1 protein-coding gene is annotated in these 1,522 nt (G+C 21.9%); it reads right to left on the reverse strand.

Annotation, left to right across the window (positions count from 1 at the left end; genetic code table 4):
- Window positions 1-268 precede the first annotated feature (268 nt).
- A complete protein-coding gene (locus TS70_RS06525; protein WP_198049785.1) occupies window positions 269-1,276 on the reverse strand; it encodes a rolling circle replication-associated protein in 1,008 nt (335 codons plus the stop codon).
- Window positions 1,277-1,522: the final 246 nt, after the last annotated feature.

A 1,522-nucleotide genomic window follows, 5' to 3' on the forward strand; every position in this document is an offset into this window, starting at 1 on the left:
TATTAAAAAATTAATGTAAATATAAATGCAAAATAAAAACATTTACTTATATTTAAAGTTTCTTGACGAGAAACCACTTATTTTGGTTTGAATACTTAAATATAACCAAATGTTATATATAATATTCTAACTTAATTTTACATAACAAAATAAATATGTCAACTACATATTTCAAAGCAAAAAATAAATTTATTTATAAATTTATATCCCCAACTTGTTTTTTTTTTTTTTTGTTTTAATTAATTATGTGGTATAGGTTTTGACGAGACTATACTGCACGATTAGTACTTTCCGTTTGGAAGGTACTTTTTTTAATGTACCTTTGTTTACCTAAATCAAGGTATTTATCTAATTTTTTCCTTGTTTTATATATGCCAATATCTGTTATTTTGTTAAAAAACCGAAATATTTTTTTATCATATGGAACATATTCTTCCATTTGTCAAAAATAATCATTATGTCAATCACTATCAATGCTTACACCCATTAAATAACCATCTTTATTATTAAACATAAAATTATGCTTTATACCTTTTAATGAAGCTATTAATTCCATTTCACACATTTCAATAACACCAACCTTAACAATTGGGTCAGTACAATTTGAACTAAAACGATATGCTTTGGTATTTAAGTCATAAATATTTTTTGATTTTTCTTGACTGTATGCTTTTACAACATATTTTGCAACATATTTACTAACAAACTCATTAGTACCATTTTTAACTGGTAAATTTTTATTATATCCATAAGGTCAATATTTTCTTATTATTTTATTAAGAATATACTCACTAAATATAATATGAAAATGAACTGCTCCCCGATATTGATATTCATAAGCAACTAAATATTTTAAGTTTTCATATTTATTCTTTTTGTATTTAGAAAAATGATATTTTATTTTTTTAATAAATAATTTAAAATGGTAATTTGCTTTTTTAATATCTTGCATATTTTCAGCATAGGTTAAAGTTGTAAAACCCATATTTTTACAACCACTAAAATTATGAATTGCTTTACGAATACAATTTGCTTGGGAACGAACACGACTATTTAATAGTTTAGTTTCATTTTCACCAGTATTTTTAATACCTGTGGGATTTCCTTTTCCAAATTTATTAATACATTCTAAGGGTAATACAATCGTTTTAATATAAGGTCCATAATATACTTTTTTAACATAATATTTTTGATTAACAAAATTACTATTATCTATATAAGGTCTATATAAATTTTCTCCTGTTAAACGATTATGTGCATTTACATTTACATTCATTTTTTATTTTCCTTTCTAAAACAAAAATAAAAAAGCATTTACCTATATTTAAAGTTTCTTGACGAGAAACCATTTATTTTGGTTTGAATACATCAAACATTTGAATAAATGTTTTTTTATTCTAATTTAGATTATATATATTAAAAATCATTTACAACGCTTAAATTGCTTATATATATTCCTTTTTTACTATTTTTTTTAAACTCTAAATCAATCTGTAATTTTTTATATTAGACTTCTTGCGAT

The sequence above is a fragment of the Spiroplasma sp. hyd1 genome, assembly GCF_016082235.1.
Classification (GTDB): domain Bacteria; phylum Bacillota_I; class Bacilli_A; order Mycoplasmatales; family Mycoplasmataceae; genus Spiroplasma; species Spiroplasma poulsonii.